Origin of the sequence: Streptomyces sp. NPDC005794 (assembly GCF_042871445.1) — a bacterium.
Classification (GTDB): domain Bacteria; phylum Actinomycetota; class Actinomycetes; order Streptomycetales; family Streptomycetaceae; genus Streptomyces.
In genome coordinates, this window is record NZ_JBIAIN010000007.1 from 79,219 (window position 1) to 104,641 (window position 25,423).

Here is a 25,423-nt window from a genome sequence, read left to right on the forward strand (position 1 = left end):
AATGCGCCCCCCTTCCCCTCGGCGGACGACGCCCTCAGGTCAGCCTGCCGGTGTCCGCACGACCGGCACCGGCATCAGCACCGGGCCGGCCGCGGGTTCCTTCCGGCAGACGTCGCCGCATTCCGCGTCCAGCGAGCAGCACAGGGAACAGATCGGTCCTGACAGCACGGGGCAGTCCGCGATGTCCGGCAGCTCGTAGGCGGTTTCGCAGACCGCGCAGGTGTGCGTGGCGGTGATGTCGGCGATCTCGACGTCCGGGCCGTTCACCGGGTTCGGCCGGGCCAGGTAGTACTTCCCCTTCGTCAGCCAGGCGATCAAGGGGCAGAGGATCAGGGACAGTCCGGCCGCGATGAAGGTGGAGAAGGCCTCGGCGTACCTGCCGAACAGCCCGAAGAAGGCGAGGATCGAGACGGTCGACGCGATCACCATCGCGCCGAAGCCGGCCGGGTTGACGGCGTAGAGGTAGGCGCGCTTGAACTCGATGTAACGGGGACTCAGTCCGATCCTCTTGTTGATGACCAGGTCGGCGGCGACGGCCGCGATCCAGGCGATGCCCACGTTGGAGTAGAAGCCCAGCAGCTTGTTGAGGGCCGCGAACATGTTCATCTCCATCAGCGTCAGAGCGATGGCGAGGTTGAGGAAGATGTACCAGACCCGGCCCGGGTGCTTGTGCGTGATCCGGGAGAAGAAGTTCGACCAGGACAGCGAACCGCTGTAGGCATTGGTCACATTGATCTTGATCTGGGACACGATCACGAAGACGGCCGCCGCCGGAAGCGCGAACGAGCCGAGCCACGGCTTCAGGGCCTCGATCTGCGGTGCGATCGGCTCCAGCGCGTGCGTCGTGCCGACCGCCTCCAGCGCGACGAAGGCGAGGAAGGCGCCCCCGAGCTGCTTCGCGGCCCCGATGACGACCCAGCCGGGGCCCGCGGCCAGGACGGCCAGATTCCATCGCCGCTTGTTGACCTCGGTCTTGGCGGGCATGAAGCGCAGGTAGTCGGCCTGTTCGCCGATCTGGGCGATGAGCGAGAGCGCGACGCCCGTGCCGAGCCCGAAGGCGATCCACGAGAAGCCCGGCTCCGCCCCCTCGGTGCCCGTGAAGGAGCTGAACGCACCCCAGGAGTCAGGGGATTCGACGGCGAGCACCACGAAGGGAAGCACCATGCCGATGATCCAGACCGGCTGGGTCCAGGCCTGCACCTTGGCCAGTGCGCCCATACCCCGGAAGACGATCGGGATGACGATCAGCGTGGTGACCAGATAGCCCGCCTCGACGGGGAGTCCGATCGCCTGGTGCATGGCCTGCGCCATGATCGAGCCTTCGAGCGCGAAGAAGATGAAGGTGAAGGACGCGTAGATCAGCGAGGTCAGCGTCGAACCGAAGTACCCGAAGCCCGCCCCGCGGGTGACCAGGTCCATGTCCAGTCCGTACTTCGCGCAGGCCCGGGCGATGGGGATGCCGGTGAGGAAGATGATCGCCGCCGCTGCCAGGATCGAGGCGAGCCCGCTGGTGAATCCGTAGGTGAAGACGATCGACGCACCGATCGCGAAGTCGGCCAGATACGCGATGCCGCCGAGCGCCGTCCCCGCGACCATCGAGGGTGACCAGCGCCGGAAGGAGTGCGGCGCATAGCGGAGGGAATAGTCCTCGCGGCTCTCGTCGGCCGCGAGGACGGCGTAGCTGCGCCGGGGCGCCCGGGGGCCTTCCTGTGGCTCCTGTCGCGGCGCCTCGCCTGTCGTGGGCGTTGCGGTGTCCGTCATCGGTGGCTCCCCGTCCGTCGGTCCGGTGTGCGGTGACGAACGGGAAGTTAGGACTTGGACATGACAAGGCTCACGGTGGAGGATTACCCGCCGGTTACGTGCGGCACGGGATCGTTAACTCCGCGTCACGGGCGCCGGACAGGCTGTCGCTCCCAGCGGTCACCCCGGCCGCCCCCGCCGGCGCCGAGGCTCCCCCGACTGTCGCCACGTCCGCCCCCCGGCGGCCGACACGGCCGTCCGGCCGGTCACTTGACGGGCAGATGGTAGGCAATCCGGTAGCGGTCGGCGGGGACGACCACGTCGGCCGTCTCCACCGCCAGCCCCGAGGCGTAGTACGTCCGCCCGATCACGATCACCACATGGCCGGGCACGCCGCCGAGCGTCAGGAGCTCCTCCGCCAGCCCCGGGCGCGCACCGACCTCCTCCGCCACGTTGTCCACGACGACGTCGATCGCGGCCATGCGGTCGACGACGCCGCAGCCGCCCAGCGGGCCCTCCTCCGGCAGCATCACCGGCGTGCGCCCCGTGACAGCCAGGGGTTCCCACGACGTGGACAGCATGATCGGCTCGCCCGCCTCCCGGAAGACGTACCTCGTACGCATCACCCGGTCGCCCGGCTCGATGCCGAGCCGCTCGGCGATCTCCGGGCCGGCCCCCTCCTGCTCGCTCCGGGACTCCCAGGTCCCCCGCATCCCCTCCGCCGCCTGCTCCTGGCGGAACGGGCCGGCCACGCCTCCCGGCCGGTAGCCGGAGCGCTCGATCCGGCGCGGGACCGGACGCGCCCGCACATAGGTGCCCGAGCCCGACCGCCCCTCGACGAGCCCCTCCGCCATCAGCACCTTGCGCGCCTCCAGCGCGACGGTGTCCGAGACCCCGTACTCCTCGCGGATGCGCGCTTGCGACGGCAGGCGAGCATGAGGCGGCAGCGCGCCGTTGACGATCTTCTCCCTGAGATCGCTCGCCACGCGCAAATAGGCGGGCTGCTCACCGAAAGCCACGGGCCACTCCCAACAGGTTGACAGACAGCAACAGCGTCGCAACCGTGGGTTCGGTATCGCAAGCGCAGGCCAGGGTTTCACTCGAAGTGATGATTCCGCGCCCACCAGCGCATACTCGCCCCAGGCAGGCGCCAGGCGCACACCTGACCCTTTTTGGTCCAGACCAAAAACTTCCTGTCCAGCACGGCTCCAGCTGCCCTTCCGGACCACGCACAGGAACTGCTGACCGCCGTCCGGCCCTGATCGCCGTCCAGGCCGAGGCGGTGTCCCCGCCGGCCGCAGCCTTCCGGGCCGGGGCCGACCGGCTGTCCGGTGCCCCGGACCGGGCGCGGCCCACCCTGGCCGAGGGGATCGCCATCCCCCGGCCGCCGCGCGCCCGGCAGATCCTCGCCCCCGTCCGGGAGTCGGGCGGCACCTTCCTGACGGTGACGGAGGATCAGATCCGCGCGGCGCAGCAGGACCTGGCCGCCCGTGGCTTCTTCTGCCTCGCGCCGTGAGGGCCCATGACATCGGCGCCGTCAGTCCGTCCAGTACGTGTCGTGCTCGATGAAGAACTCAGCCCGCTCCTTCTCAGGCCAGTCGGAGACCTTCCCCACCTTCTCGAAGTACTCTTCGCGTGGCGCCCCCGGTGTGAAGAGCAGCAGCATCGACGCGGGTTCCTCGGAGTCGTTGCGGAAGGCGTGCAGTCCCCCCTGGGGCACGTACAGGAAGTCGCCCGCCGTGGCGTCGGTCCATCGCTCGCCGTTGTAGATCCGCACCGTCCCGTCGAGGACGAAGAACGACTCCGAGATCGACCGGTGGAAGTGCTCGGCCGGGCCGCCCGCCTTCGGGCCCATGGTGATCCGGTACAGCCCGAACTCGCCGTGCGTCGACTCCGTCGTGGCCAGGTAGTGGGTGCTGCCTCCGCTGCGCGTCAGCAGCTCCGGGGCGGTGTCCGCCGGCCGGTACTGTGCGCTGATCTCGCCCGCGCCGTCCGTGTAGACGGGTTCCGGATACGACATGCCGCTCTCCCTGCCCCGGTCCTGGACCGGTCCGCTCGTCCCGCGCGCCGGTACCGCACCGGCGGCGTGGTCTTCCCTACCTTCGTACGGTGACCCTCAAGCGCATCTCCGTGCTCGCGCCCCTGATCGCGGGCGCGTTGACCCTCCCCCTGCCGCCGCTCTCGTACGCCGCCGGGCCCGCCCCGGACCCCGTGTGCGGCACGGCGGACTCCCCCTCCGACCCCTCGTGGGCACCGACGTCCACCACCTTCGGCGAGGCCGGGGGATACGACCCCTATGTCGGCAACGGCTATCTGGGCCACCGGGTGCCCCCCACCGGCGCCGGATACGCCGCAACCGGCGAGAAGACCGGCTGGCCCCTCTACACCCCACGGTACGACGGTGCCTTCGTCTCGGGGCTCTACGCCCGCGACAAGGACCTCGCCGAGGGCCGCGAGGTGATCGCCGCGCTGCCGTCCTGGACCACGCTCGACGTGCGCGTCGGTTCCGAGACCTACGGCTCCGCCACCCCCGCGGGCCGCATCTCGCACTACCGCCAGACCCTCCGTCTGCGCTGCGGCGTCGTGGTCACCTCCCTGCGGTGGACCACGGCCGACGGCCACGCGACCGACCTGACCTATGAGGTGCTGACCGACCGCTCCGACGTGCACACCGGCGCCGTGCGTCTGCGGATGACCCCGCGCTGGAGCGGCACCGTGACGGTCACGGGCCGGCTGGACGAGCGCGGGGCACGGCGGCTCACGGTCGCCGACGACGGCACGTTCCGCACGCTCGGCACGGGCACGAAGGGGGCGATCGCCCAGCGGGGAACCGACGGCGCCCGCACCACCCGGGTCAGGGCGGGCCACTCGTACACCTTCGAGAAGTACGTCGGCGTCGACACCGCCCTCACCTCCCGCACCCCGTCGGCCTCGGCGGAGGCCGCGGCGGAGCGTGCGGCCCGGCGCGGCTGGTCCGGGGTCCTCGCCGGTAACGCGAGGGCGTGGCGTCAGGCCTGGGCGTCCGACGTCAGGGCACCGGGCAGCCCGGATCTGCAGGCCTGGCTACGAGCCGCGCAGTACGGGCTGCTCGCCAACACCCGGCCCGATGCGTCGGACAGCATCGCCCCGGCCGGACTGACCAGTGACAACTACGCGGGCATGGTGTTCTGGGACGCGGAGACCTGGATGTACCCGGGGCTGCTCGCCACCCGCCCCGAACTGGCCCGCTCCGTCGTGGAGTACCGCTACCGCACCCGGGACGCCGCCCGCGCGAACGCCGAGAAGCTGGGTTACGAAGGGCTGTTCTACCCCTGGACGAGCGCGAGCAAGGGGCGCCTGGACTCCGAGTGCCAGAGCTGGGACCCGCCGCACTGCCTCACCCAGAACCACCTCCAGGGTGACATCGCGCTCGCCGTCTGGCAGTACTACCTCGCCACCGGTGACCGCGCCTGGCTCGCCGACCGGGGCTGGCCGCTGCTGAAGGGCATCGCCGACTTCTGGCAGTCGCGGGCGACGCCGAACTCCGACGGCAGCTACTCGGTGAAGAACGTCGCGGGCCCCGACGAGTACAGCAACGGGGTCACCGACGGCGTCTTCACCAACGCGGTCGCGGCCACCGCCCTGCGCAACGCCACCCGCGCCGCCGAGCTCCTCGGCCACCAGGCACCCGCCGGCTGGACCCGCGTCGCCGACGGACTGCGCATCCCCTACGACTCCGAGCGGAAGCTGTTCCTCCAGTACGCCGGTTACAACGGCTCGACCATCAAGCAGGCCGACACGGTCCTGCTCATCTACCCGCTGGAGTGGCCGATGGAGGAGGGCGCCGCCGCCGCGACCCTCGACTACTACGCCGCCCGCACCGACCCGGACGGCCCCGCGATGACCGACTCGGTGCACGCGATCGACGCCGCCGCGATCGGGGAGCCGGGCTGCGCCACGTACACGTACCTCCAGCGCGCGGTACGCCCGTTCGTCCGAGGCCCGTACAACCTCTTCTCCGAGGCGCGGGGCGAGAAGTCCGGCGCCTCGGACCCGCTCTCGGGCTTCCCCGCCGAGGACTTCCTCACCGGGAAGGGCGGACTCCTCCAGGTCTTCACGCACGGTCTGACGGGGCTCAGGCTGCGTGAGGACGGCGTACGCCTCGATCCGCTCCTGCCTCCGCAGCTCCGTGAGGGCGTGGAACTGACGGGGCTGCACTACCGGGGCCGTACGTACGACGTCGCCGTCGGCCCCCGGACGACCACGGTACGGCTCACGGACGGCGCGCCCTTCACCGTCCACACCCCGGCGGGCCCACGCCTGCTCTCCGGCACCCTCACCCTCCCCACCCGCCGCCCCGACCTCACCCCGACGCCCGACGCGGCCCGCTGCCGCCCGGCGACAGCCACCTCCGAGGCGCCCGGCCTGTACGCCGAGGCGGCGGTGGACGGCAGCCCGTCGACCTCCTGGTCGCCGGACGGAGCGACGGGCACGCTGACGGTGGCGCTGCGCGAGGCGACCCGGATCGCCTCACTCACTCCCACCTGGACGGACGTCGCACCCGCCTCCCACACCCTGGAGACCTCCCTGGACGGCCGCACCTGGCGCCCGTACGAACCGGGCGCCACGGCCCGCCAGGTCAGGCTCACCGTCCGCTCGACCGACGCGGAGAAGCCGGCGGGGGTGACCCAACTGACCGCCACCGCAGCTGAATAGGCGATCGCCGGACCGGCCGTGCGCGGGCCGGCATCCCGGCAGGGCGGAGCCGTAGCGCAGAGGTCGTCGCGCCGGTCCCCACACCTGCGAGGACGGCGGTGCGAATCCGGCCGGCCCTGCCCGGTCCACCTCGGTTCGAGGGCCGAGCGCCGGGCGTGCGGGTGGAGCCGTCGTGCGGCTCCACCCGCATCCCGTGCGTGCCGTCGTACGTCAGCCGCGCGCGGCCATCCGCACGAACGTCGTCCACTGGTCGGCCCCTACGTGCAGGACCGGCCCTTCGGCCCGCTTGGAGTCACGCACGTACACGGACGCGGGCGTGGCCGCCACCTCGACGCAGTCCCCGCCGTTGCCTGCGCTGTAGCTGCTCTTGAACCACGTCGGGACGCCTGCACGCGGGACTGGTACCTCTGTGTTCATCGCTCTCCCAACAGTCTCTCGATGAAGGCCAGCGACTCCCTCGGAGTGAGGGCCTGGGCCCGGAGCACGCCGTAGGTCGATTCATACGCACCGACCTTCTTCGGTTCCGAGTGCAGTGCGCTCTCGTCCTGCACCTCTGCGTAGGCCATCCTGCGACGATCTCCGATATCGAGCAACGTGAACGCACCGGCCAGTCCTGCGTGTTCGCCGAGACAGGTAGGCATCACCTGGATTTCGATGTTGCGCTGGTGCCCGTAGATCAGTAGCTGTTCCAGCTGCCCGCGCAGGACGGCCTCTCCACCGAGCGGGCGTCGGAGGACGGTCTCCTCGATGACAAAGCTCAGCAATGGGGTCGGACGCCGGGCAAAGAGCTTTTGCCGCTCCATACGTGCTCCGACCCGCCGTTCCACCGTGTCCGCGTCCAACAGAGGACGCCACATCTCGAATACCGCCCGCGCGTATCCCTCCGTCTGAAGGAGCCCTTTGACGACGTGGCTGTCGTACGCGTGCAGTTGGGAGGCCTCCGCCTCCAGTCGCGCGTACTGCCGGAAGAACGACGGATACCGCGCCCGCTCCACCTCCTCCTTCATGGCCACCAGCACCCCGCGCCCGCCCAGGACCCGGTCCACCGCGTCCACCATCTCCGGCTTGGGGATACGGCGCCCCTGTTCCACCGAAGCGATATGGGCCTCGCCGTATCCGACGCTCGCGCCGAGCTCCGCCTGCGTGAGCCCCGCGGCCTCGCGCAGGAGCTTCAAGCGCGCGACCTCGCTCGCTGTGCAACGGCTTCGGCGGGCACACGCACGGCCCTCGCCCGATGCGGCACCCACGTGAAGCCGTGCACCACTGACAACGTTCCCTGCACGGATGGCAAAGCCCGAAGCCCACGATGCCCCTAAGGTCCAGGGCAAGGCCAGGGTCAGGGGCGCCACTCACCCGCATCACGAGCCTTGTCCAGGCCGTCCTCCGCCCGCATCACGTCGGCTCGGACCGAGGACGGAACCCTGTGGGCCCACCCCGCACCAGCCGCATGCGCACTTCCGGATATCAGTGACTCGGGCAGCCCGCCCGGACGTGGGAAGGTAGAGAAGCGTGAACAGAAACCGAAATGTACGCGTCAGGTCAGCCATGGCCGTGGGGGCCCTGCTGGCAGGCCTCGTCGGCGGCGCCGCCGCCGGGGCGCCGTCCGCGGTCGCCGCGGCTGACCCCGCGTGCAGCCGGGGGGTCAGCATCCCCAACAAGGTCACGAATCCCACCTCGTACAAGTATGTGCCCTACGCCTCCGCCAATACGAGCAATTGCTGGCTGGACCGTGGGATGAGCAACTCGGCAGTCACGGCCCTGCAGAAGAACCTCAATTCCTGCTACGGATACAAGCTGGAAACGGACGGGGACTTCGGAGGCCTCACCGAGGACGCGCTCGTCGCCGTGCAGAAGAAGGTGGGCGTGACGGCGGACGGCGATTACGGTCGCAATACGCGGAGCGCGATGGTGTGGGCGAACTACAGCATGGCCACCGGGGCGCGAATCAACTGCAACTGACGGGCCGCCAGGAGCCGGGACGACTCCTGACCCCGGCATCGTGACGACTCAGGAGGCCACGCCCCCCTTCGCCGCCTGCGGCCACCGCCTTCCTGGAACTGTCCACGAAGCGCAGGCGCAGACGGCGGCGGACTGCGGCATCGCCTCCGGTACCCGCACGCCAAGGTTGCCCTGCCGCGCGGCCCGGTCGGTCTCACGACGGGGCGCCGCCTCGCCGCTCCATTCTCTTCGCCTCGGCATCGACCGACGGCCGGCGACCGGGGCGGTGCCACCGCCGCGCGCGAACCCGGTCTCGCGACGCGCTCACGTCGGCGCCGGTCACCCCTCGCCCACCGGCGCGGCACAGAAGGCGTACGACATCAGCCCCGGCACCACCTGTTCGATCCGGAGCTCCCGGAAGGATGCCGGGCCCGAGCCCGGGCTGTCTGCGGCGGATCTCCACACGGTGCACGCAGGCGGTCCGTGGCCTCCGGCGACCCTCCACGCACGGCGCCGGCCCCTCATACCCATCGCACTGAATGTCCCGTTCGGGGCGTATTAAAGATTCGGCTCACGGAAAGTCCGTCGCCCGGTCGAGTGAAGAAAACGTACCGGTCCATGAACCGTTGTGACCGCACCGACTTTTCGATGTGGAAAAGCGTTGCGAGGCATTGCCGGGTGGGTGGCCCCGTCACCCGCTGACGTGCTTTCATCCTTCACATCGCGGAAGCCGCCGCAACCGTGAGAACGGCAAAGGGCCTCCATTCCTGACGGAGTTGACCCCTGCCGTACGGACTTAACGTGAAAGGAATTCACCTCATGAGCTCCGCCCCCCAGATCCAGACCCAGGAAATCTCCGACGCGGACCTGGACAACGTGTCCGGTGGCGTCTTCGCCGGCCTGGCCGGCGACGTCTCCCTCGACACCCCGCTCTCCTCCCTCTCCGCGGGCCTCTCGGGCGCTGCAGGCGTCGACGGGCTGGGTGTCGCCGGGCTCGGCACCACCTCCACGCTCTCGGCCTGATCCGACGCTGAGCCCCTGTGCCCCGATGCCATCCAGGTCGCGGGGCATAGGGGTCGTGGGGCACCATGAGCAACGCACACCGGACTCCGAACCCACGGACCAGAAGGCTTTCGAACGTGAGGGACTGCCCACGCACGGCTCGTCGTCCGCCCGGCCCGGGCAACCGGTGGGAGCTCATCTGGAGCCACCGGGAGGAGCTGCTGGAGATCGCGCGCCGCCGTTCGTCGAGCGCGGAAGAGGCCGAGGACGCCGTCCAGGAAGCGATGCTCCGCGCGGTGGAGGACCAGGGCGTCCCGTACGGCCGGGTGCGCTCGTGGCTCAGGCACGCGACCGTGCGCGCGTGCACCGAACGCCACCGCCAGGTCGCCCGCGACTCGCAGTTGATCACAAGCCTCTACGTCGCTCCGGCCGAGCCCTTTCCGGTCGAGGAAGCGGCATGCGACCGGGCAGAGGCCAGGTGGCTGGCCGACCGCAGCACGGAACTGCTGCCCGCCCGCCAGGCAGAGGCACTGCGGCTCCAGTCCGAGGACCTCGACGTCGGGCAGGTCGCCCGCGTCATGGGGCTGAGCTACCGGGCGACCGAGTCGCTGCTCGCCAGGGCCAAACGGTCGCTGCGTACCGTCCTGGCCGCGAGTCTCTCCCTGGCCATGACCGCCTGGATGTTCGTACGCAGATTCCCGCACACGGGCGTCGCCCAGTCGGCAGTGGCGACCTCGGCGGCGGCGACGGTCGCCGCGGTGGGGCTGTCCCTGCCCGCCGCCTCCCTCGACCGGCCGGACGACCGCCCTCCGAGGGCCGCCGCCGACGCCCTGCGGCCCGCTCCGGCCTTGGAGTTCTCCGCGGTCCGCGCGACGCCGGAGCATCCGCACGCGCCGTCACCTTCCCCCGCCCCGCAGCGCGCCGACGGTGCGGACCAGGACCCCGCAGGGGTGAACGCGCGGAATGCGCCGAGGCCCTATGACCCGCTGGACGCGGCACCGGTGGAGATACCGGTCGGATCCGTCGCACTGCCGGAACTGTCACCGCCGGTCACGCCCCCGGCGATCCCGTCCCTGCCTGCGGGCGCGCCCGGCGCCCCTTCCACGAAGGCACCCCCGGTACCGTCAGGCATCTCCACCGACGGATCCACCGCGCTGCTGAATCCGCCTCGGCCGGACGGCCGGTCCGTTCTCCCGGGCTGAGCAGTCAACGCGCGGAGCCACGCGGCGATGCCGCCGGCGGCGAGACGTGCGCGCTGGTGATCCGCCGGAAGGGGGTGCCCGCCGTCCGCCCGCCGGTCCGCCGTCAGTTCACCGTCGGTCCGAACCGGCGCTTGTACGCCGACGGGGTGATGCCGGTCTCGCGGCGCATCAGCGTGCGCATATGGGCGGCGGTGCCGAGCCCGCTGCGGCGTGCGACCGCCTCGAAGCGGGACTCACCTCGCTCGATCAACCGGCATGCCAGGGCCACACGTTCCCCCGTGAGCCACGTCAGCGGCGTCGTGCCCAGTTGCGCCTGGAAGCGGCGGTGCAGCGTCGCCGGACTGACCGCCGCACGCGCGGCGAGGTCGGACACCGTCAGCGGTGAGTCCAGCCGTTCCTGGGCCCAGGCCAGGACAGGCGCCAGGGACTCGTCCGGCAGGTCGGGCACGGGGCGCTCCACGAACTGCCGCTGCCCACCGTCCCGGTGCGCCGCGAAGACCAGTCGCCGGCTCACGGAGTTGGCCACCTCAGCGCCGTGGTCGCGGCGGACCACATGCAACCCGAGATCGAGCGCGGCCGCGCTTCCCGCAGCGGTGAGGATGTCACCGTCATCCACGAACAGCACGTCCGATTCGAGCCGGACGGCGGGGAAGCGGGCCCGGAAGGAATCCGCCCACTGCCAGTGCGCGGTGGCCCTGCGCCCGTCGAGGACTCCGGCCTCGGCCAGTGTGAAGGCGCCGCTGCAGAAGCCGACCAGCCGCGCGCCGCGAGCGTGCGCCCGTCGGACGGCATCGAGCACGGCGGGACGGCGGGGCACCTCGATGTCCGGGCGGTTGGGGACGATCAAGGTGTCCGCCGTGTCGGCCGCTTCCAGATCGGCGACTCCCGTGAGCGTGAAGAATCCGTCGCGCATCAGGGTGCGGGATTCGGGGGAGCAGAGCCTGAAGTCGTAGAGATCACGCCCGATCTCCGGTCTGCGCAGACCGAAGACCTCGGTCGCGCAGCCGAGCTCGAAGGGGTTCGAGTTCTCGTCGACGATCACGACGACCCGGTGTACGCCCGCCGCGCGAACCGCGTGCGAGGATTCTTTCGTCATGTGCAATTCCTAGCACTCACGCCGGCCGGGCGAAACGGCTCAGGATGAGCCCATGAGCGACGAACCCATCTCCCTCAGCAAGGCCCTGGCCTCCTTCGACGCCCTGTGGAGCCCCCGCATCGTCACGCGCGTCAACGACTACGACGTCCGCATCGCCAAGGTCGAGGGCGAACACATCTGGCACGTCCACGACGACACCGACGAGTTCTTCCTGGTACTTGAAGGAGAGCTGCACATCTCCTTGCGCGAGCCCGCTGGGGAACGCACGGTCCTGCTCCCGCAGGGTGCGGTCTTCACCGTCCCCCGAGGCACGGAGCACAGGCCGTACGCTCCGTCCGGCGCCGCAATCCTCATGTTCGAGCCCGCCGGGACACCGACCGTGGGCGATCGTCACGACGAGATCCCGGACCACGTGGACGCGACGACCGGGCACGCACTCCGCACCTGAGCCGACAGGCTTCGGGCGCGTCCCTCCTCATGGCGTCAGCCGGCGAAAGGCGGGCTGCGCCGCAGCTCGGTCCCGCCTCCCCGCAGTACGCCTCAGGCCGGGGTCCGATCGGCCGTGAGAACCTCGTCCGCCATTCCCAGCCGCGCCTGTTCCTCTTCGACGATCCGCCGGGCCAGCTCGGTGTCCGACACGTCCACCGCGTCCGGGGTGGCTTCGGCCACGGCGCTGCGGCGGGGATAGGCGTCGAACAGGCGGGTCTTGGCCTCCAGCATCTTCACCATGCGTTCGTCCACACCGCCGGTCGCGAGGAGGCGGTGCACGCGGACCGGCCTGACCTGGCCCATGCGGTGGGCCCGGGCCACCGCCTGGTGTTCGATGGTCGGCTTGATCTGGGGTTCGCAGATGACGACGACGGAGGCGGCCTGCATGTTGAGGCCGACACCCGCTGCCTGGATCTGTGCCAGGAGCACCGCCGGGCCCTGGACACCCGCGAAGTCGTCGACGACCTGCTGCCGCCGACCGGCCGGAACGCTTCCGGTGAGCGGACCGAACACCGGGGTGCCGTCGGTGGTTCCGGCCGTGACGGCTTCCCGCACCACCCTCAGTACGTCCTTGAAGTTGGAGAAGATCACCGTCTTCTGCCCGTTCTCGCCGGCTTCCTGAACGATCTCCCGGAGCCGCTCCAGCTTGGCCGACTTCTCCGGGTTCATGTACGCGGCCCTGCGCATCGCCATGAAGTTGCCCGCACGCACGGCTGCGCCGTACGCCTCCTCGTCCGATGCGCTCAACTCCTCCCATTCGTCGGTCTGCTGGAGACTGGGGAGCTCCGTCAGCACGTCTTCCTGGTTGCGCCGCAGATAGACCGGGGCCACGGCCTTGCGGAAGGCCACCGATCCGGCCAACGCGTCCCGTTCGCCGAGGAGATCGGCGACGCCGCCGTCGAGCATCCGGACCAGGTTGCGGAACTCGACGACCCTGTTCTCCATCGGCGTTCCGGTCATGAAGAGGGCGCGCCCGCTGCGTTCCGTCCACAGGGCGACCGCCTGGGAGCGCTTGGCCTTCGGGTTCTTCACCGAGTGCGCTTCGTCGACCACGAGCAGCCCGACCTGCCCGGCGCCGGGAGCGGGAAGACCGCGCAGGCCGTCGAACGTGGTCAACGCGACCCCGCCCCGCTCCTTCCAGTCGGCGTACGCCTCGTGGCGGTCGGGGCCGTGGAGCACCACGACACGCAGGGCGCTCCGGGCCTCGACCTCGCGTGTCCAGTTCACGAGGACGCTCGCCGGGCAGACGACCATGAAGTGGTTCTGCCCCTCCGCGGCCAGGTGGGCCAGCACGGCGATCGCCTGGATGGTCTTTCCCAGACCCATCTCGTCGCCGAGTATCACCTTGCGCTGCGCGAGCGCGAACCTCGCGCCGAAGGCCTGGTAGCCGCGCAGGGAGACCCGGCGGTGCGCGTCGTCGAGCTGCTGGGTCCGTACCCGCTCGGCGACCTCGTCCGGAAGGAAGCCCTCGACGGCGGCCGCGTCCGGCGACCGGCCCGAGATCTCGGCGAGCAGGCTGTAGTACTCGGCGGAACGGAGTTCGAAATCGACCCAGGCCGCGATGTCGGACGACTGTCCTCGGAGCAGGTCCACCGACGCCTGCGCGAACAGCTCGGACAGGCCGGACCGCTCCCCCGCGTCCACCAGCGACCGGAGCTCGGTGACCGCCGCCGACGCGCGCGCCTTCTTCTCGCGGCCCGACAGAAGCATCCGGAACCGTCCGGCTGCGGGCTTGGCGTCGGTGAGCAGCGGACCGAGCCGTCCGGACAGGGTGGCGGCCCTGTCGAGCGCGCGACGGGTGTCCGGGCCCGCCTCGACCAGGACGTGCAGGGCCGTGACGAGCGCGGTGGTGCTCGGTTCCGGGCGGTCCACATCGATGTGGACGGCCACGGTCTCCTGCACCGCTTCGGAGAGCCTGCGGGCGGCGGCGAGCATCTGGTCGACGGTGCGCTGCCCGACACCGGGAATCTGGCGCAGCCGATAGGGGCCCGCGTCGAGAACACTGCCCAAGGTGCGCAGTCCGCTCTTCTCGACGCTCCCCAGCCGGAGCCGCCCTTCGGTGACGTCCTGCAGCCGGGCGACGGGGATGGCGTCGAGTTCCCGCTTCACCGCTGCGTCGTGGATCGGCTTCAAGGCCGCCCGTACCGCCTCGACCGCCCTGTCGTGGTCCCCCACCACCGCCTGCGCCGCCTCGTACAGGCGCGCTCCCCCCGCAACCGTGTCCCGCTCGTCACGCCCCACGCCGTTCCTGCCCCTCTCCACCCCGCCCTCCGCACATCCTGCCACCGCCCTCACCGGGCTCGTCGTTCGCTCCGTATCCGGAACCGGGCTCGTCGTTCGCTCCGTATCCGTAACAACGCTGTGAGTGAATTCATGATTCATTCACAAGATCCAGTAGCGCTCGGACGGTTGCAGACGGTCGGATCGACGTGCGGGCCGACGATCCCGCCGACATTCCCCCGAGGACGCACATGACAGCTGAGAAAAGCACTCACTCCACCGCCTACGAGCGCTACTTGAAGACCGGCGTACTGCTGAACCTGCAGCGGGACGCGGAAGGGCTGGTCGACCCCGACGAGATGACGTTCATCATCGTCCAGCAGTCGTCGGAGCTGTGGCTGAAGCTCATCGCCCACGACATGGACCACGCGCTGGACGCGACTCGTAAGCGTGCTCTTCTGACAGCCGTCCGCCTCCTGAGCAGAGCACGTTCCTCGATGACGGGTCTGACGCGGCAACTCGACGCCCTCGACAACATCACGCCGTGGTCGTACCAGAAGATAAGAACGCAGCTGGAGGACGGCTCGGGGTTCTCCTCCCCGGGGTGGCAGCGCGTACGCGGACTGGCCCGGCCGCTCGGCGACGAGTTCTTCGACGTCCTCGATGACGAGGCCGTCGAACTACGTGACGTGTACCTGCGGCACCTGGAGTTCGAGCCCCTGTTCCAGTTCGCCGAAGCACTCGTGGCTTTCGACACCGAGTGCATGCTGTGGCGGCTGCGTCACCTCAAGGTCATCGAACGCCTCGTCGGTGTCGACGCGGTCGGTGTCGCGGGGACGCCGATCAACGTGCTCGCCGAACTCACCGGCCGACGCCTCTACCCACGGTTGTGGGAGGTTCGGTCCGAACTCACCGGACACGCCGACGAGACCCTCTCGTCCGCCGTCCTGACCACCGACTCCAGGGGAGACCGATGCCCGCGATGAGCAACGACGAGGTCCGGCAGCACACGGACTGGGACGCTTTGGTGCAGGCGGCCGCGCCGCACCTGGCGACCCTCCTCGACACCCAGCGCGAACCGTCGACCCGGCCGGTGACCTCCGACGACGAAGCGTTCTTCACCGGGAGCCGTCAGCCTGACCGCACTCCGGAAACCGGCGAGCCCCTCCCCGGGCTGCTGACCGAACTCCTGGAGACGGTGCTGGAACGCGGCTACTGCAACGGTGCGCATCCGCAGTACTTCGGCTACTTCCACCCACGCCCGCTGCCCGTCGCGGTGCTCGGGGACGCGGTCGCCTCGCTGCTGAACCAGAGTCCTGCCGCGTGGCGCATGGGCGCCGGGGCGACCAGCATGGAGATCGAGACGCTGGCCTGGGTGGCGGATTTCATCGGGTACCGGCCGTCCACGGGCGCCGCGTCGCCGCAGGGCATCTTCACCTCCGGCGGAAGCGTGGCCAACCTGTCCGCGCTGAAGGTCGCACGTGATCACGTGCTGGGTCCCGACGCACAGGAACGCGGCGGTTCGGCCCTGACCACTGGCGTGGTCTACGCGTCCAGCGAGTCGCACTACTCGATCCCTCGCGCGCTCGACATCCTCGGCATGGGGCGGCGCTCGATGCGCACCATCCCTTCCGACGCCACCGGGCGCATCGTCGTCGACCGGCTCCGCGAGCAGATGGCGAGGGACGTACGGGACGGTCTTCGCCCCGTCGCCGTCGTCGGGCTCGCAGGCGCTACGGCCACCGGTGCCGTAGACCCACTGGCACAGCTGGCCGACATCGCCGCCGAGCACGGAGCTTGGTTCCATGTGGACGGAGCGGCCGCGGCCGTGTTCGCCGACCTCCCCGAAACCAGGGCCTCCTTCGACGGACTGGCCGCGGCGGACTCGGTCACGCTGGACCCGCACAAGTGGATGTTCCTGTCCTACGGCCTCGGCTGCCTGCTCCTGCGGGACCCGGGACACCTGTCCACGAGCTTCGCCGACGGCGCGCACTACTGGAACCACGACGCCCGCGACGACTTCGTCTTCATGGGGCCCGAGGGCGCCAGGCCCTGGAAGTCGCTCGGCCTGTGGCTCGCGTTCCGCCAGCTCGGCCGCAGAGGTTACGCCGACCTGTTGTCGCGGAACCTCGCTACGGCGCGGCACCTGGCCGAACGGGTGCGCGCCACCGGTGGCCTGGAACTACTGGCCGACCCGGTGGTACCGGTGTGCTGCTTCCGCGTCGTGCCCGACGGAGCCGGCGACAGCGACACGCTCACTGCGGCGGTGCACCGGACGCTGACGCAGTCGGGCGACTTCCACGTCACCGTCTGCCGCCCCGACGGCACCGCGTATCTGCGCGTTGCCGTGAACAACTACACCACGGGTGAAGAGCACGTGGACGCGCTGGTAGAGGCGGCGGTGCGCGCACGGAGCGCCCTGATGGAATGAGCTCCCACGAGGCCGGCGAACCACCGCTCGACCATGGTGAGCGCCGGCCTCAGGCACCGTTCGCCCTCGTGACGCGCCGTCCGGCGTACGGGGGGTGGGCTGCCGGCTCCTCCGGCAGGCGCCCTGTCCTGCCGCGCCCGCTCAGGTCCGGGTCGAGTGTGGCCGGGCAGGATTCGCGCATCGCAACTCCCTCTGCTCGTGCTGTCGCTCGCCGCCCGTCGACTTGCACTTCACGTCGACGTCAAGTTCTAACGTAGGCACCACGGAGCGGGATCGGACCGTACGCCCGCCCGGGAAGGGGAATGACCGTCGCGCCTCGATCAGGGGCCGGAGCACGGCGTCGGAGACAGATCACCAGCCGGAGCGTTGAGCTTCCAGCTCGAACGCCTCACCCAGCCCCCGAGGGCGTACCGCCCGAGTCGCTTCCCAGAGAGCAGATCCGTATCCGCCCTCACGACGCAGCGGACGGATGTGAAATCAGAGCAGGGCCCGACTCCGAAGAGTCGAACCCATCCTGACGCATGTGTGTACCGATTCACGAGGTCTCGCGCCGGCCCGGCCACAAGTCGGTCAAGACCACTGTGGACATCACGACGGGGTTTCTGGCGGCGGCGGGCCTGGCCGCACTCATCGGGCCGGCCCTGCTCCTCGCCAGGATGCCCTCATCGCTGGACGGGGCGGCGGCTTCGGATGTGGGTCATCGTGGCGATCAGGGCGATGGCCGGCTGTTTCGCGGTGCGGGTACCACGGAGCGTATTGCCGTCGACGGCGATGACCTTCCGCCCGGAGGCCGGGGCCGGGGTCTGGCGTTCTCGGAGGAAGTGGCCGATGGCGCGGTCCAGGGCGCAGACGAATCACCTACCTCGCGACTCCTCAAACACCCTGCGTCTGCGCCTGAGCGGAATCAGAACCTGACGTATCGCGAGTCACAAGTACAGCTAGCCACACCCGAGTTGGAGCCGTACCACGACCGATCTGGTGATAGTGTCGTCAATTGCACATATCGAGTTTCGAATGCTGAGCCAACTACTGCCCACGGTCAACCACAGGAGTCGACTTGACACCTCGCGAGGGAGCCGGACGGCATGTCGTCGCCCTGGTGTTGACCGTATGGGCAACGGGAGCACTCACCGGATGTCAGACCTCGGCCGGCGCCATCTCCGCCTCGGAGTGTGAGGGTACCGAGAGCCGGGTCGACAAGCTGAAGTCCTATGCCGTCCTCGACTCCCGACCCGAGGGGACGGTTGAACCCCAAGGCTTCGAAAGCCTGGACGCAGGCTGCTGGGAGGACAGCGGTGATGCCCAGTTGTACGCTGAACGCACCTACGTCTTCCCTGGTGCCGAAGCCGATGTGACACGACACTATCGAGCCGCAGCGGAGCAAGGCGGCTGGACGCCCTCTCCGGCCACCCGGCGATCACTGGAGAAGCAAGCCACGAACCTGTGCTTCACCCGTGGCGAAACGGGCAACGCCGCAATGCTGGATGTCTACTTCTTGACCAAAGAGATCCTCGACGCGGAAGAGAGCAAGGCCGGCCCCGAGTTCAGCACCGGAGTCGGTTACCGAGTGTCCATCACCTCCTCGGCCGACGGATCCGCGATCAGCTGTCAGGACTGAGAGCCACCCGCCGTACGGGGATCACCATGCACGGCGGCAGCCCCGACACGTGACCGCCCGCAACACACCATCTCCGGCGAGGTGCTCCAGGGCATGTCGCTGGTCGCGCCGGCCGCACCCTGTCGAGCCCCGGGATCGTCGGAGGGCGGGTCAGCTGGTTTTCAGGGCGGGTTCCGGGGTGGTCGTCGGGGTGTGGCGGGCTTCGAACACGGCGGGCCACTTCCCGCTCGGCTCGGTGATCCGGGCGGCCTCCGCACCGGTGGGGCCCTCGCGCAGGCCGCCGTCGGCCTCGGCGCGCCTGACGCAGGTCCGCAGGGCCCCGAGGCGGATGTCGAGCTGTTCGGCAAGACGCTTCACCGTGCCCGCCCGGCCGACGTGAGCCCTGCGGGCCCCGACGGTCAGCCGTGTCGCACGCCCACGCAGTTCGCCGCGGTATCTCCGGGGCGCAGCCATGACGGAAACCCTTCCGGGTCTTCGGTGTCTCCATCACGCCCGGGGCGATTCACCCCGGGCATGATGTCTGAGCTTCCTGCGCTTCGAAACAACAACTACCGGTATCCGTCAATTTTTGACCGGTAAGTGATCACTCCTGCTCGCAACGACTGACCAGTTGTAAGCACTATGTGAAGATCAGCGGTGTTCGCGGGATGAACCCGCACCGTTGCAAGGAGTGAGCTTGATAGCCACGTTCCTTAGACCGGGGCGCAGACCGGACAGCCCGTCCGTCCAGCCCTTTCTCCCCGCACCTCAGCGAAGACCCCTGCGCTCGGTGGCGACAGCGATAGCCCTGGCGATGGCCTTCGAGGCCGTCACGATCGCTGGAGGCACCAACATGGCGGCGGCCGTGGGCCGCGAAGCCCCGGCTGCTGACCAAGTGAAGCAGGCGAAAGACCTCGGAGCGGCGACGGCGGCTTCGGTTGCCGCCGCCCGGCTGAAGTCGAAGATACAGAACCGCCGGATCGAGGCTCTGGACGTCCGGACCGAGACATCCACGGTCTACGTGAACCCGGACGGCTCGGTAACCGAGCAGGCGTACGCCGGTCCGATCCGCTTCAAAGATGATCAGGGCCGCTGGCAGGACGTCGACGTCTCCCTGCGGAAGCTGTCGGACGGCTCGGTCGGTGCCCGGCAACACCCGCAAGGACTGCGCCTGGCCGGTAAGTCCGAAGCCCCCGAGGGGCTGAAGAACGTCGGCGAGACAACCGGCTCCGCCGGCGTCCCCCTGGTGACACTGGAGGGCCGGACCGGGCAGCACATGCAACTGGGATGGTACGGAGCCCTCCCCGCACCGCAGATCGAGGGCGAGGAGAACAACGTCGCCCGCTATCGCGACGCACTGCCCTCGGCAGACCTCCTGATCGAGTCGACCCGCACCGGCTACGAGCAGTTCCTCGAGCTGAAGGACCGCGGCGCCGTCGACGCGAGCGGAGCGATCGCATACAGCCTGACGGCCAAGAGCTTGAAGGCCAAGGCGAACAAGGACGGTTCCGTCTCCTTCAACGACGCCAAGGGCAAGTCCGTGGGGGTTCTGCCCGCGCCGGTCATGTGGGACGCGCACGTGGACGCCAGGTCCGGTGAGCACGAGCGCACCGCCCAGGTGAACGTGAAGGTGGCCCAGGACGGCGACACCGTCACTCTCACTCTGACGCCCGACGCGAAGTTCCTGGCCGACGCCTCGACGAAGTACCCGGTGACGATCGACCCGGCGGTCAACGTGGGGACCAGTTTCGACACCTTCGTCCAGCAGGGGTACACCACCGACCAGTCCGCCTCGACGGACCTCAAGCTCGGCAACAACGGCTCCTCACAGATCGCACGCTCGTTCCTGTCCTTCCCGATGAAGAACATCACGGGCAAGCAGGTCACCGCGGCCAAGCTGAACCTGTTCGCCTACCACTCGTGGTCCTGCACCGCCAAGAGCTGGGATGTCTGGTCCACCGGCGCCGCGAGCGCCTCCTCCCGCTGGACGGACCAGCCGGCCTGGGGGACGCAGTTCGCCACCAGCACCCAGACCAAGGGATACTCCAGCGCTTGCAACGACGGCTGGGTCAGCGCCGACGTGACCAGCCTGGCCAAGTCGTGGGCGGCCAACGGCAACGGCACGAACCACCTGGGCCTGCGCGCTACGGACGAGTCCGACCCCTACGGCTGGAAGCGCTTCTATTCAGGCAACGCGTCCAGCAACACCCCCTATCTGTCGGTTACGTACAACTCCGTACCCGGCGTACCCACGCTCATCGCCCCACTCAGCGCCGCGGCCACCAACGACACCACTCCGACGCTGTCGGCCAAGGCCCTGGACGGTGACGGCTCGCAAGTCACCCTCGACTACGAGGTGTGGGCCTCCACCGGCACGTCCGCGCTGCGCACCGGCAGCAGCGCCGCGGTCGCTTCCGGGGCCCAGGCCAACTGGACGCCCACTGCCCTCGCGGCCGGCTCCTACAAATGGCGCGTACGGGCCGGTGACGGCTCCGCCACCAGCGCGTGGACGGCATTCCGCACCCTGACGGTGGACACCACTGCCCCCGCAGTGACCACGGTTGCCTCCGACGACTACCCGGCGGGCCAGTGGTCCGGCAGCCCCGACGACAGCGGCGACTTCAGCGGTGGCTTCACTCTCACCCCGCCGTCGGCCGACGTCAAGGAAGTCCAGTGGCAGCTGGACGGCGGGGCGTGGCAGTCGATCGCCACCACCGGTGCGGCAGTGACGGCCGAGCCCGTCTTCCGCGCAGGCAAGCACACCCTGACCGCCCGCACGAAGGATGCCGCGGGCAACACCTCCGGCGCCACCGCCTTCACCTTCTATGCGGGCTCGGGCGCGGCGCTGCTCACGCCGGCCCAGGGTGATCGCCCGGCGCGGCGGACCCTACTGACCGGCCAGGGCAAGACCGCTGACACGGGAGTGCGCTACCAGTACCGGCGCGGCGAGACGGACACCTGGAAGGACGTCCCGGTCGCCGACGTGCGCCGGAAGTCGGACGACACGGCTCTCACCGCCTGGCCGGCGCCGGTCACCGGCGGTCTCCCGCAGGCACTGGTGTGGAACATCACCGACACCCTCAGCGAGGACGGCGCGATAGAACTCCGCGCGGTCTTCACCGACGGCTCCAGCACCGATGCCTCCCCGGCCACCTCCCTCACGGTCGACCGCAACGCGGGCGCCGCGCCGACCCAGGCCGCCGGTCCGGGAGACGTGAACATGCTGACCGGCGACTACGTGCTGTCCGCGACCGACAGCTCGGCTTTCGGTCTGACGGCGAGCCGCACCGCCTCGTCCCGCCGCCCCGCAGACGGAGCACAGCAAGAGGGACAGGTCGCCATCTTCGGGCCTCAGTGGACCGCGGGCACCGCCGCGGAACTCTCCGACTCCGAGTCGCTCTATATACGCCAGACATCGAGCACGTCCGTCGCGCTGGTGGACATCGAGGGCGAGGAGACCGGATTCACCGCGATCAGCGGCGGTGGTTGGAAGCCCGAAGAGGGCGCCGAGGCACTGACCCTGACCGGCACCCTGGCGACCGCCTTCACCCTGCAGGACACCGAAGGGACGACTTCGCAGTTCGCCAAGATCGACGCATCGGCGACGACCTGGCAGCTCACGCAGACCTCGCTCTCCACGGACAACTCGACCACGTCGCTGGTTGCGGAGAAGGTCACCGTGGGCGGCAAGGTGCTGTCCCGCCCGAAGTACGCCATCGCCCCCACCTCGGCGGTCGGTAACGACACCTGCGCGAACACCCCTTCCGCCAAGGGCTGCAGGATCATGGAGTACCAGTACGCCACCGCCACCACGGCGACCGGCAGCGCGCTGGGCGACTACGCGGGGCAGGTCTCGGGTATCCGCGTGTGGTCCACCGATCCCGGCGCGACCAACGCTACGGCCACGGTGGTCTCCACGTACGCCTACGACGCTTCGGGCCGGCTGCGCGAGCAGTGGGACCCGCGGGTCTCCCCGGCGTTGAAGACGGCCTACACCTATGACAGCGCGGGTCGTGTGCTCACTCAGACCCCGCCGGGTGAGCTGCCGTGGACCTTCAAGTACGGCAAGGCGGGCGCAGGCTCGGTGGCCGGCGACGGCATGCTGCTGTCCGCCTCTCGGCCCGCACTGAAGCCGGGTAGCGCGGACGAGACCGACGGCGGCAAGGCGACGGTCTCCCTCGTCTACGATGTTCCGCTGTCCGGCACCACGGCGCCCAACCAGGTGGCCGCTGCCGACGCCAGGACGTGGGGACAGACAGACGTGCCCACGGACGCCACTGCCCTCTTCCCCGCCGGCCAGGTGCCCGCCTCTCACACCGGTAGCGACCTCGCTGCGGGTGACTACGACAAGGCGACCACCACCTACACCAACGCGTCCGGGCTCCAGGTCAACACCGGCCTGCCCGGTCGTCACCTGACGACCACGCAGTACGACACGTACGGCAACGTCGTCTTCGAGCTGGGAGCCACCAACCGGGAACTCGCGCTCAGCAGTGAGGACTACCAGCTCAACACGCAGAGCGAGCTCGGCATCCTTTCCGACTCACCGGCCGAACGCGCGTACAAGCTGGCCACGGTCGCGCAGTACTCCGCCGACGGGCGACGGATGCTGGAGGAGCAGGAACCGCTGCACCTGGTCACCCTGACCAGGCAACTGCAGGGCGATGCCGACAGCCCTGACATACCGGCCGGCACTCAGGTGCCGGCGCGGGAACGCACCGTCACCCGGTATGACGAGGGTCGCCCGACCGACGGCACCGCCCAGGTCTCCGACCAGGCGACCACCAGTACGACCGGTGCGTTCGTTGAGGGATACCCGACCGACGGTGACACTCGTACCACCTCCACCGCCTACGACTGGGTCAAGGGGCTCCCCACCAAGACCGTCACGGCCCCGGACGGGCTGAAACTGACCCGCACCTCCGCCTACGACGCGCAGGGGCGCATCACCAGAAACGCCCAGCCGAAGTCGGACGGGGCGGACGCCGGAACGGTGGTGTCCCGGTACTGGTCCGCCACGGGCACCGGGACCTGCTCGGGACGTCCGGAGTGGGCAGACCTGCTCTGTTCCAGCGGCCCGGCAGGAAAGATCACCGGCGGTGGGGCGAATCCCGACGAGCTGCCCACGAAAACCCTCGAGTACGACCGCTGGGGCAACATCACCAAGACCGCCGAAACCGCCAACGGCGTGACGCGCACCACCGTCACCACCTACGACGCGGCCGGCCGCGGCAAGCAGGTCCAGGTGAGCGGCGGAATCGGCACCGCGGTACCGACGCAGACACTCACGTTCGACGCGTCGAACGGACAGGTAGCCACCATGTCCGACGGAACCACGACGGTTCGCTACGTCGCCGACAAGCTCGGCCGCGAGATCTCGTACGACGACGGCGCGGGCAATGTGACACGCACCGAGTACGACATCCGTGACCGGGTCACCAAGCGGTCCGACTCGGCCCCCTCGGAGATCACCTACGACTACGAGAGCCTCACCGGTCTGCCGACCCGGGTACACGACTCCGTCATGGGCACCATCGGCGATGTCACCGGCTCCTACGACTCCGACGGCCGCCTCTACCAGCAGAAGCTGCCGTGGAACATGGATGTCGAGTTCAACCTGGACCCCACGGGCAGCGAGACGTCGCGCTACTGGCACTGGGAGTCCGGCTGGACCGTGCAGGGCGAGTCGATCAGCGAGAACATCCACGGCCAGGTCGTCTCCCGCACCACCTACACCGGCGGCGGCGCCTACCAGGCGTACACCTATGACGCGGCCGGCCGGCTCACCAAGGCCGACGACACCCAGACCGGCGTCACCACCCACCGCGCCTACGGGTTCGACGACAACACCAACCGCACCTCTCTGGCGACCACGATCGACGACGTGGACGGCGGCGACCCCACCACCACGACGGTCAACTCGTCCTACGACAGCGCCGACCGGCTGATCTCTACCGGAACCGTCTACGACGCCTTCGGCCGGACCACCTCCCAGGCCGACGGCGCCCGGAACGCCTACTACGCCAACGACCTGGTCCGCCAGATCACGGCACGCGGCAAGCGCACCACCTGGAACCTCGACGCGGCCGGCCGGATCGGCTCGTACACAACTGAGAACCAGGACGACAGCGGCACCTGGGCCAACTCGGCCAGTGTTCGCAACCACTACGGGGCTGACGGAGACAACCCCACGTGGACCGACGAGGGCGATGGCAGGATCTCCCGGAACCTGTCGGATCTCACCGGCGGCCTGATCGCCACCACCGGTGCCGCCGGAGACGTGGTCCTCCAGCTCACCAACATCCACGGCGACGTAGCCACCCAGATCCCCCTGGTGGACGCCACGACTCCGGTAGTCAATTCCTACGACGAGTACGGCAACCTCCTCCCCGGCACGGACGAAGTCCGCTACGGCTGGCTCGGTGGGGAGCAGCGTTCCTCGGAGACGCCGAGCGCGGTCACGCTCATGGGTGTCCGCCTCTACGACGCACGCACGGGACGTTTCCTCTCTGTCGACCGCATCGTCGGAGGAAACGCGAGTTCCTACGACTATTGCTTCGCCGATCCGGTGAACTGCTACGACATCAGCGGGAACTACAGCGTCAACGGGCTGATTCCCGAGGCTGCGATCTGCGCCCTGTTCCTGTTGTGGTGCGCGGACATGATCTACATCACGCACTGGGCCCTCGGCGAAGCCAAGAAGAGATACGCGAACAAGGCGAAGCAGAACGCTTACCGTCACTGCATCTGGCAGGCCATGCTGACCTGGTCAGTCGGTTCCTACTTGGCCAAGGCTCTTGGCAACGCCCATGAGAAAAAGGCAGGCACTTCCAAGGCGGCCAAGCGAGATTCCAAAGCCGACCAGTACAACAACAAAATCGGACGAAGTAAGGGCGGCAAGATCACAGCCTGGACGTACGGGAATGCGAAAAAGACCGCTTGCCGCCTATGCAAGGACGCGGTCAAGAAGCACAAACTGAAGTCCAATGCCGCAGGCAAGACGTGGGTTTAGC

Annotated in this window: 17 protein-coding genes and 1 pseudogene; 10 read left to right on the top strand and 8 right to left on the bottom strand. The window is 69.4% G+C overall.

The window, feature by feature from the left end:
- Positions 1-39: 39 nt before the first annotated feature.
- Positions 40-1,761 carry a purine-cytosine permease family protein gene (locus ACFYQ5_RS13250; RefSeq protein WP_389197038.1) on the bottom strand — a complete coding sequence of 574 codons (1,722 nt, stop codon included), beginning with the start codon at positions 1,759-1,761 and terminating at the stop codon, positions 40-42.
- Between the two features lie 245 nt (positions 1,762-2,006).
- Positions 2,007-2,759, bottom strand: coding sequence for a GntR family transcriptional regulator (locus tag ACFYQ5_RS13255; protein WP_389197040.1), 753 nt, complete (start codon positions 2,757-2,759; stop codon positions 2,007-2,009).
- A 215-nt stretch (positions 2,760-2,974) separates the two neighbouring features.
- Here ACFYQ5_RS13255 and ACFYQ5_RS13260 point away from each other — a divergent pair.
- Positions 2,975-3,241 (top strand): annotated as a pseudogene (locus tag ACFYQ5_RS13260) (threonine synthase); the annotation flags it as partial.
- Between the two features lie 36 nt (positions 3,242-3,277).
- On the opposite strand, the gene ACFYQ5_RS13265 reads toward ACFYQ5_RS13260, so the two are convergent.
- Positions 3,278-3,760, bottom strand: coding sequence for a cupin domain-containing protein (locus ACFYQ5_RS13265; protein ID WP_389197042.1), 483 nt, complete (start codon positions 3,758-3,760; stop codon positions 3,278-3,280).
- Positions 3,761-3,849: 89 nt separating this feature from the next.
- On the opposite strand from ACFYQ5_RS13265, the gene ACFYQ5_RS13270 reads away from it, so the two are divergent.
- Positions 3,850-6,435, top strand: a complete 2,586-nt coding sequence (locus ACFYQ5_RS13270) for a glycosyl hydrolase family 65 protein (protein ID WP_389197044.1) — start codon at positions 3,850-3,852, stop codon at positions 6,433-6,435.
- A 210-nt stretch (positions 6,436-6,645) separates the two neighbouring features.
- Here the strand turns inward: ACFYQ5_RS13270 and ACFYQ5_RS13275 are convergent, their stop codons facing one another.
- Both ACFYQ5_RS13275 and ACFYQ5_RS13280 read right to left on the bottom strand, forming a co-directional pair.
- On the bottom strand, positions 6,646-6,852 hold the full coding sequence (locus tag ACFYQ5_RS13275) for a DUF397 domain-containing protein (protein ID WP_389197046.1): 207 nt from the start codon (positions 6,850-6,852) through the stop codon (positions 6,646-6,648).
- On the bottom strand, positions 6,849-7,721 hold the full coding sequence (locus ACFYQ5_RS13280) for a helix-turn-helix transcriptional regulator (protein WP_389197476.1): 873 nt from the start codon (positions 7,719-7,721) through the stop codon (positions 6,849-6,851). The genes ACFYQ5_RS13275 and ACFYQ5_RS13280 overlap by 4 nt, the downstream gene beginning before the upstream one ends.
- Positions 7,722-7,944: 223 nt before the next feature.
- Here ACFYQ5_RS13280 and ACFYQ5_RS13285 point away from each other — a divergent pair, with 223 nt between their 5' ends.
- The 3 genes from ACFYQ5_RS13285 (at position 7,945) to ACFYQ5_RS13295 (ending at position 10,577) form a co-directional block, all read left to right on the top strand.
- Positions 7,945-8,394 (top strand): peptidoglycan-binding protein, encoded by a 450-nt coding sequence (locus tag ACFYQ5_RS13285; protein ID WP_389197048.1) that lies wholly within the window; start codon positions 7,945-7,947, stop codon positions 8,392-8,394.
- Between the two features lie 798 nt (positions 8,395-9,192).
- Positions 9,193-9,396, top strand: a complete 204-nt coding sequence (locus tag ACFYQ5_RS13290; protein ID WP_389197050.1) for a hypothetical protein — start codon at positions 9,193-9,195, stop codon at positions 9,394-9,396.
- A gap of 116 nt (positions 9,397-9,512) precedes the next feature.
- Positions 9,513-10,577 carry a sigma-70 family RNA polymerase sigma factor gene (locus tag ACFYQ5_RS13295; RefSeq protein WP_389197052.1) on the top strand — a complete coding sequence of 355 codons (1,065 nt, stop codon included), beginning with the start codon at positions 9,513-9,515 and terminating at the stop codon, positions 10,575-10,577.
- A gap of 103 nt (positions 10,578-10,680) precedes the next feature.
- Here ACFYQ5_RS13295 and ACFYQ5_RS13300 read toward each other — a convergent pair whose 3' ends face one another.
- Complete coding sequence (locus tag ACFYQ5_RS13300; RefSeq protein ID WP_389197054.1) at positions 10,681-11,673, bottom strand: GlxA family transcriptional regulator; 993 nt, start codon at positions 11,671-11,673, stop codon at positions 10,681-10,683.
- Between the two features lie 52 nt (positions 11,674-11,725).
- On the opposite strand from ACFYQ5_RS13300, the gene ACFYQ5_RS13305 reads away from it, so the two are divergent.
- Entirely contained in the window at positions 11,726-12,121 is a 396-nt protein-coding gene (locus ACFYQ5_RS13305; RefSeq protein WP_389197056.1) for a cupin domain-containing protein, read from the top strand.
- Positions 12,122-12,213: 92 nt separating this feature from the next.
- Here the strand turns inward: ACFYQ5_RS13305 and ACFYQ5_RS13310 are convergent, their stop codons facing one another.
- Positions 12,214-14,403, bottom strand: a complete 2,190-nt coding sequence (locus ACFYQ5_RS13310) for a DEAD/DEAH box helicase (protein ID WP_389197478.1) — start codon at positions 14,401-14,403, stop codon at positions 12,214-12,216.
- Positions 14,404-14,633: 230 nt separating this feature from the next.
- Here ACFYQ5_RS13310 and ACFYQ5_RS13315 point away from each other — a divergent pair, with 230 nt between their 5' ends.
- The 3 genes from ACFYQ5_RS13315 (at position 14,634) to ACFYQ5_RS13325 (ending at position 18,431) form a co-directional block, all read left to right on the top strand.
- Complete coding sequence (locus ACFYQ5_RS13315; RefSeq protein WP_389197058.1) at positions 14,634-15,368, top strand: tryptophan 2,3-dioxygenase family protein; 735 nt, start codon at positions 14,634-14,636, stop codon at positions 15,366-15,368.
- Positions 15,365-16,813 carry a pyridoxal phosphate-dependent decarboxylase family protein gene (locus tag ACFYQ5_RS13320; RefSeq protein WP_389197060.1) on the top strand — a complete coding sequence of 483 codons (1,449 nt, stop codon included), beginning with the start codon at positions 15,365-15,367 and terminating at the stop codon, positions 16,811-16,813. The genes ACFYQ5_RS13315 and ACFYQ5_RS13320 overlap by 4 nt, the downstream gene beginning before the upstream one ends.
- 1,057 nt (positions 16,814-17,870) lie before the next feature.
- Positions 17,871-18,431: a hypothetical protein gene (locus tag ACFYQ5_RS13325; RefSeq protein ID WP_389197061.1), complete on the top strand. Its 561-nt coding sequence runs from the start codon at positions 17,871-17,873 to the stop codon at positions 18,429-18,431.
- Between the two features lie 150 nt (positions 18,432-18,581).
- Here the strand turns inward: ACFYQ5_RS13325 and ACFYQ5_RS13330 are convergent, their stop codons facing one another.
- Positions 18,582-18,884 (bottom strand): hypothetical protein, encoded by a 303-nt coding sequence (locus tag ACFYQ5_RS13330; protein WP_389197063.1) that lies wholly within the window; start codon positions 18,882-18,884, stop codon positions 18,582-18,584.
- A gap of 316 nt (positions 18,885-19,200) precedes the next feature.
- On the opposite strand from ACFYQ5_RS13330, the gene ACFYQ5_RS13335 reads away from it, so the two are divergent.
- On the top strand, positions 19,201-25,422 hold the full coding sequence (locus ACFYQ5_RS13335) for a DNRLRE domain-containing protein (RefSeq protein ID WP_389197064.1): 6,222 nt from the start codon (positions 19,201-19,203) through the stop codon (positions 25,420-25,422).
- Position 25,423 lies beyond the last annotated feature (1 nt).